The following is a 6,953-nucleotide window of genomic DNA, read 5'->3' as shown; positions in this document are numbered from 1 at the left end:
GGGACCTTCGCGGTTATAACGGCTAACCAGCTCTCGTATCCAAGTGCAGCAGTAGCCTGTTACCTCGCGCACTTGCTGAGTGGTTTTACCCATGCCAATGAGCCATAAGAGCTGAAACTGTGAGCGTTCGACCGGAGCTGATGCCTCACGATATCGGGTTTCGAGTCGGTCGGAGGTCAGAGGTAATTCCAGAGAAATTCGTTTGGGTAAATATCAACTATACACCCGGAAATCTTATAACCAGCTCCAGCAGGTAGCCCTGGCGTGGCCGAGTTATGGCTATCGGCGCGTGACCCATGAGCTAAAACGCAGGGGGTATTGGGTGAGTCACAAGCGGGTGTTGCGCTTGAGGCGCGAGGATAATCTGCTGTGTTTGCGCAAGCCAGGATTCGTCAGTACAACAGATGCCAACCATAATCTGAATGAGTAGGAAAATCTGGCGGGAGCGCACGTTGCTATCGGGCATTTCTTGGCGCAGGTGTACAACAAAAGCGGTTCCATTCCGCGCTGGGGTATCTACCGCCAGCGGAGTTTGATAGGCTCCGTGGCCGAAGGCCATGCAGAAACAACAAACTGCTTAACTGCCTGTCTCAATACTGGGGTTCACTACAAAAGAGATACTAACAACTTGCCGTTTAGGGTGGGATGTATGTCATCCTCTTGTCAGCGTGATTGGTAGGGAACGTGGCTGATTTGGTTCAACTGGTGGCTGAGCGGACGGGGCTTTCCCAAGAGGGTGCCCGAATTGCGGTTGAGCTTGTTCTCAATTTTGTTAAACAAAAACTACCCGCGCCCATGGCGGCTCACCTGGATACGATGCTGGCAGGAGCAGGAGCAATGGACCAACTGGATGACCTGACCAAGGGTTTTGGCGGGTTATTCGGGGGTAAGTCCGATTAAGGGCGGACGGCTGAGGCCCTTACGGGGAGCGACGACTTTGAAGATGACGCGCTGCTCTGGTCCCACGGGAATATGGTCATGACCGACCAGCGTAACCACCAGAATGTGTTCGGCAGTGGGGAGGTCTTCAAGGACTAGGCGCGTACTGTCGGTGTGCATCAGGGGACGGTTATCCAACACGTACTGGAGATGACCCGCCCCGGTTACGGGTAGTCGCTCCTCTTCCCCAGGGACGCTCCAATCATTCGTCAGCCGGAAATGCTCGACTTCCACTTGAATGGGGAGATGCTTACCGTACACGGCGTTGGCTTCGGGCAGGAGAATTCGCAGGACGGGCGGTTTCACTTCCTCTTCTTGGGCTAAGAGGGCGGGCATCAGGACCAGGGGCAATAACCAGAGGGTCTTCATCAGTAGGTGGGTCAGGTTCTCCCTAGAATACCTGAGTCCTCTTCCCAGTGGGCTACCCGCTCATAGCCTAGACCCCGGCGTAGAACCTGGGGTTGGGGTTCGGTCAGGTCAAGGATCGTGGAAACTTGGTCGAGGACCTCGGAACCATCGTCCACAATCAGGTCCACCATCCGGTCCAGACGGTCGAAAAGTTCGACCCGCGACAGGCCGCGCTCCAGGGGGGTCAGGGTGGTCTCATCCTCCCCCGGTAGGCGGGCGGAGGTCGAGATGATCGGGTTAGCGAGCAGGGCGAGGATGGCTTGACAGAGCGGGTGGTCAGGGACGCGGATACCCGTGGTTTTGCGCTTGGGGTTGAGGACCAATTGGGGCACCAGTTTCGTCGCGGGCAGGATGAAGGTGTAGGGTCCCGGCACGAGGCTCCGCATCAAACGATAGTTACTATCGGAGACCTGAGCATACTGGGCGATCCCGGCTAGGGAGGGACACAGAAAGGTCAGGGGTTTGCCCGTGGCGAGTTGCTTGAGGTGGCGGACTCGTTGGAGCGCGTCCTTAGCTCTCAAGTCACAGCCGATGGCATAGGACGTATCCGTGGGGTAGAGCATGACCGCGCCAGCTTGGAGGGCTGAGCCAATCTGTTGGAGGAGCCGGACTTGAGGGGTCGTGGGATGAATGGTATAAATAGTTGCCATAGGCCCAGCGTACTAGCTGATCCCCAGCAACTTAAGCTCAAAAGCTATCCAGAATTGAGAAAACGTGTTAAAACCTAAGCCATTCACACTCGTTACCGCCATGCTCCAACTCGACGATGCTGCCTATGAAGCGGCTCTAGTTGCCTACGAGACCGGGGGTCTGACCCCGGCCTTTATCGCTGCTGAAGCTGTCTACTTAAATGCGGACCATCCGCTCGCTGAAGCCCAGGAAAACGCTCGTCTCACCTGTGCGGTCATTGAAGGCGACACGGCCTACGAGAACTATCTCCAAGCTTACAGCCGCATCCAAGACGGGACCCAACGCGAAGTCCTCCATCGCTATGCCGAGCGTGAAGCCCGTTACACTCGCGCCAACTTCCGGCTGGGGTAATCATCCACCGGGTAAAATAAGCGTATTGAACCTGAGTGGACAATGACTGCAACCCTACCCCTAGCCCATGACCTGCCCCACTATGTGGCCCGCCCTGCCCAAGCCCAGGTTGCACTCGAAAATCTGGGGGTAGAACGGGGGGTAGATTGTGTGTTCGTTACCGCTCAAGATGCTTTCCTCTCGGAATACAACGTCCTTGCCAATAACCATCGCTATGCCCTCAGTAACTTCAGTGGCTCGACAGGGGACGGGATTTTTCTCTCAGCCCGTTTGAGTCAGCAGTTAGACCAGGCGCAATTTTTATTATTCGTAGACGGTCGGTATCATCTCCAAGCCGACCAGGAAATAGACCCCAATTTTGTTCAAGTCGTTAAACTCGATGTTACGCAGACGATGGAAACCGGGCTTTTAGGTTGGCTGGAGGCGGTCCCCGCCACGGAGTTGACCGTGGCGATTGACGGTGCCCGCACGACCTGGAAACGCTTTATTCAACTCCAGGAGATTTGTAAAGAACGGGGGTTCACCCTCCAGGTCTGGCAGCAGGAGGAGATTTCAACAGCGTTGGCTCTACCGGGTTGGTCGGTGACTCGTCCGGTGGCGGCCTTGCCTACCACCGCCACGGGGCGAACTACGGCGGGCAACCTCAACGACTTACACCGCTGCCTACCAGCGGATCTTGACCCCGACCGCACTTGTATCCTCACCTGCATGAGTGACGATGTGGCTTGGCTGGTCGGGGCACGGGGGTTTCACATGCCCAATGCCTCTTCGTTTCTCGCTGATGGTTTCGTGGTGGGCCGCGATATTATTCTGTTTTTGCCGCCGGGGACTGAGACCACAGACATCCAACTCCCCACGGCGACGGACTACCGGGTCATCCTGGTCCGGGGAAGTTTGGTGGAACTGACCCAGGTCCTCAGTGCGTATTCCGTGACCGATATTTGTTTTAGTGAACGGGCGAGCAATGCCTTTTTGCCCACTTTTGCCCTGGGGGTATGGGCGGGGGCGGCCCTCCACGCTGACTTCTTTGGGCTGGAGATGGCCCGTGCCCAGAAGACCCCCGAGGAACTCGCCGCGATCCGGGCAGCGTTCCTCAAGAGTAGTCGGGCGATTGCGCGGACCCTGCGCTGGGTGAAAAGCTCCATTCCCCTCGCTGCTGGGACGGTGACGGAGGATGCGACGTTTGTGGCCCCAGTCAGTGAACTGGACCTGAGCGAAAAGATTGCCCGTGAATACTTGGCCCAAGGCGCGGTGGAACTCTCCTTCCGCACGATTGCCGCCACCGGCGCGAACGGGGCGATTATCCACTACGGCAATCCCCGCCCAGAGAACCTGTTGCAGGACGGGGATTTGACCCTGCTCGATAGTGGGGCCTACTACGGAGAGGGTTTTGCCACGGACTGTACGCGGGTAGCCTTTTGTAACCGGGGCGGCTCCACACCCCAGCCTTGGCAACGGGAGATTTATACCGTCACCCTCAAAGCTTGTATCCGGGGCATGACCGCTGTCTTCCCCTGTGACCTACCCTGCAAAGAACTCGACCGCCAAGTCCGGGCGGTGTGCCAACAGTACGGCTACGACTATGCCCACGGCACCGGGCACGGCGTGGGTATTCACGTCCATGAGTCTGGCATTCGGCTCTCGCCCGTCTCTACCTACGGCTTCACGGAGAATGCTGTGGTTAGTATCGAGCCGGGGATTTACCTACCCGGTCAAGGCGGGGTCCGTATCGAAAATGTGGCGGTGGTCCGTGCCCATCCCACTCTGGTTGACCACTTCTATTTTGAGAATTTGGCGTTTGTGGGAATGGACTGGGAATTGATTGACCTGGGTTTGCTTGATGAATCCGAAAGGACCTACTTGCGGGAATATGAGGCTCAGTGCGCCGCTTTGGGAAACACTGTTACGCCTTGTCCGTTGTAAACCAAGGTGATATTGATGCGCTTTTTGTGGCTGGGATTCGCGTTGTGTTTATGGTTGGGAGCGAGTACACCCAGTGTGCAAGCGCAGACAAGCGGACAGTTCCTGAAGCAGGGTCTCGCGGCTTATCAGGCTGAGCAATTTTTAAAAGTGGAACGGCTGTTTAGTGAGGCTCTGCGCTTCAATCCCCTGCCCGCTACCTATGCGCTGCGTGGGGATGCTCGGGCGCGTTTAGGGGATCAGCAAAGCGCACTGGTTGACTTGAACCGGTCAAAAGCAATCGCCGTAATCCGGTCCTGCAAATCTAAAAGCTCATCTTCATCAATCCCCACCACGCGCCGCTGATCATCCACCCCAATCAGGAGTTTTCCGCCACTCGTATTAGCAAAAGCCCCATAATGCTGCGCGGGGTATAAAACTGTCCGCCCTGCTTGCCTCCGCCAACGCAAACTCTCCCAAAAAATACTCAAAGACATGGCCCAATACATCGGCACTACGGGATTTAGCATCCCCCAGGGCAATATTACCCACCAAATCAATCAAACTGTCCAGACTCGTCGGGTCCAGATTTTGCCGCGCAAAAACCTCAGGAACACCCCCTTGAGCGACGGATTTTCTAGTTCGATGGCATCCATCGCCGCATCCACAAAAGTACCAATGGTCGGTTGTTTAGCTTAAGCCAGTAAATAAGACCAACGCGCCTCGGTAGGCACAAAGAAAACATTCTCAGCCTTGTATTCATCTTTATCCTCGGGGTCGGCTCCGGCATACTCACCCGCGCCCTTTTCCAGGTTGATAAACATTTCCTCAAAAGAGTCAGCGATGTACTTAAGAAAAATGAGACCCAAAACCACATGCTTGTATAGCAAGCCTTTCTTGGATGTAAAACAGGTGTAGAATTAGAATAGAAGCTTGAGGCATGTTGGGGAAGACCTAACCGCCCTGATTAAGGCTAATCCTGACCCGCGAGTTCTTAAACGTGCCCTTGCCGTCAAGATGAGTCTGCACTGTTACCCCTTAGCCATTATCACCGAGATTTTACAAAGCTCAGCCCCCTTGGTCAGCAAGTGGAAAGGTGTCTACTTACGCGAGGGCATCACAGGTCTTAACTTAGGGTACGCGGGGCCAAAGCCACTTTTATCCCCAGGGCAAAAAAGCCAAGTCCTGGCTTGGTTAAAAGAAAAGAATTATTGGAACTTAAACGAGTTGGCGTGTTACTTGCTTGCACAAGCGGTCTGGTACCAGACCGCTGTTTGATGTAGAGTATGTTTCCAAGCAAAGTTATTATGACTTGAGGCATGAGGCGGGGCTGTCCTACAAAAAAGCGCAACAGTCGAATCCCAAAAAAGCTCCACAAGCGGTAGAGCTTAAAAAAAAAGAGCTTATAGAGCTAGGTAAACAATGGGCAGCAGAGGTTAAAAAAGGAGAGACCATAGTACTTCTGGAAGATAAATGTCCTCTGCATCATCGGGATGCCCAAGGTTACGTCTGGGGTCCTTCAGAGCAACGCGTGGTAGTTGAGATGAAGAATGAGAGTGAGCGGCAAACCTATTATGGTGCTTTGGATAGCATGCAAGGAAATGTAGTTCTTAAAGAGTTTAAGAAAGGTGAGACAAAAGCAACGACTGCTTTTATTGACCATCTACTAAAGATTTACAGAGGGAAAAAGATAAAGCTAATTTGGGATGGAGCGATATATCATACATCAGCAGAATTTAGAACGTATTTAGAAGAGATAAATAAAGGGCTAGAGCGCAAAGATTGGCGGGTAGAATGTATCTGTCTTGCGCCCTATGCACCGGAGGAAAAACCCCCTAGAGTATGTGTGGTTAGCCGCGAAAAACTTACTGCGCGAGTGCTGGCATTGATGCAAGTCATTTAAAGTAGTTAAGTCCATCTTTGAGATAGGTGTCACGGTAGGTAAGTTCAATTCCCCAAAGCTAGATTGGTATAAAAAGCTTTTCTGTCTCTCTTAGGCTTGCTATATCCCCATAGCTAAAGCTAGGGGCTTTACGCCGCTTTTGGTAAACGCCGACTTGGTTCTCGGCGCATTCAGAGCGATGACTGTCCTCGCCTCAAAGTAATCCGGCGATACCCCAATAAAAATGCCGACTGTACCCTAGCCTTTATCGAGTAGATAATCACTGAATTTCCTTTTGCTAGCCAACGCAGCCAAACCGACCGTGGCGAGGAGTTCATGGCTTGTCAGGTGCAGTACCGCTTGATGGCTTTGGGGATTAAATTTCGTCCTACGAAGCCGCGTTCCCCTCGCCTCAACGGCAAGCTTGAGCATACGCAGCGTACTGACCTTGAGGAGTTCTACAGCTTGGTAGATAGCAAGGCACCTGATTTAGCCGAGTAACTACAAAAATGGCAGGCGTACTACAATCGGGAACGATGGCTTAGCTTCCTTGGCAAAAGTCCCTGGCAGAAGTGGCAAAGCTTCGCTAGTCTGACACCCACAAGGGAGCAGGGACCTGTGCTCTATGACCGGTCGAAAGAACGTATCGGAAGTGCTTGTGATAGGGATGATATAGGTCGCCCCAAATGGGTTTGGGCATAGTAAACCATGTTTGTGATTCACAGCAAGAAAGGTTTTCCCAAGTTCAAGAAGCACTCGCGTTCAGTTGAGTACAAGACTTCAG

7 protein-coding genes and 2 pseudogenes are annotated in these 6,953 nt (G+C 53.6%); 5 read left to right on the top strand and 4 right to left on the bottom strand.

Features of this window, described 5'->3' with window-relative positions; genetic code table 11:
• Positions 1-253: 253 nt before the first annotated feature.
• Both HFM78_RS00370 and HFM78_RS00365 read left to right on the top strand, forming a co-directional pair.
• Positions 254-356: pseudogene (locus HFM78_RS00370) on the top strand (IS3 family transposase); the annotation flags it as partial.
• A 328-nt stretch (positions 357-684) separates the two neighbouring features.
• Complete coding sequence (locus tag HFM78_RS00365) at positions 685-900, top strand: hypothetical protein (protein ID WP_287127430.1); 216 nt, start codon at positions 685-687, stop codon at positions 898-900.
• Here HFM78_RS00365 and HFM78_RS00360 read toward each other — a convergent pair.
• Together HFM78_RS00360 and HFM78_RS00355 are read right to left on the bottom strand one after the other, a co-directional pair.
• Complete coding sequence (locus HFM78_RS00360) at positions 877-1,308, bottom strand: hypothetical protein (protein WP_287127429.1); 432 nt, start codon at positions 1,306-1,308, stop codon at positions 877-879. The genes HFM78_RS00365 and HFM78_RS00360 overlap by 24 nt on opposite strands.
• An 11-nt stretch (positions 1,309-1,319) precedes the next feature.
• Positions 1,320-1,997 (bottom strand): L-threonylcarbamoyladenylate synthase, encoded by a 678-nt coding sequence (locus HFM78_RS00355; protein ID WP_287127428.1) that lies wholly within the window; start codon positions 1,995-1,997, stop codon positions 1,320-1,322.
• 100 nt (positions 1,998-2,097) lie between these two features.
• Here HFM78_RS00355 and HFM78_RS00350 point away from each other — a divergent pair, with 100 nt between their 5' ends.
• Positions 2,098-2,388 (top strand): hypothetical protein, encoded by a 291-nt coding sequence (locus tag HFM78_RS00350; RefSeq protein ID WP_287127427.1) that lies wholly within the window; start codon positions 2,098-2,100, stop codon positions 2,386-2,388.
• Between the two features lie 42 nt (positions 2,389-2,430).
• A complete protein-coding gene (locus HFM78_RS00345) occupies positions 2,431-4,311 on the top strand; it encodes a M24 family metallopeptidase (RefSeq protein WP_287127426.1) in 1,881 nt (626 codons plus the stop codon).
• A gap of 236 nt (positions 4,312-4,547) precedes the next feature.
• Here the strand turns inward: HFM78_RS00345 and HFM78_RS16040 are convergent, their stop codons facing one another.
• Complete coding sequence (locus HFM78_RS16040) at positions 4,548-4,661, bottom strand: hypothetical protein (protein WP_396034809.1); 114 nt, start codon at positions 4,659-4,661, stop codon at positions 4,548-4,550.
• A gap of 29 nt (positions 4,662-4,690) precedes the next feature.
• Positions 4,691-5,171 (bottom strand): annotated as a pseudogene (locus HFM78_RS16035) (type I restriction-modification system subunit M N-terminal domain-containing protein); the annotation flags it as partial.
• A gap of 359 nt (positions 5,172-5,530) precedes the next feature.
• Between HFM78_RS16035 and HFM78_RS00325 the strand changes: the two are divergent.
• Complete coding sequence (locus HFM78_RS00325) at positions 5,531-6,190, top strand: transposase (protein WP_287127422.1); 660 nt, start codon at positions 5,531-5,533, stop codon at positions 6,188-6,190.
• Positions 6,191-6,953 lie beyond the last annotated feature (763 nt).

The organism is Candidatus Cyanaurora vandensis, from assembly GCF_013285555.1.
Classification (GTDB): Bacteria; Cyanobacteriota; Cyanobacteriia; order Gloeobacterales; family Anthocerotibacteraceae; genus Cyanaurora; species Cyanaurora vandensis.
This window is presented reverse-complemented; position numbering and strand designations above follow the sequence as displayed.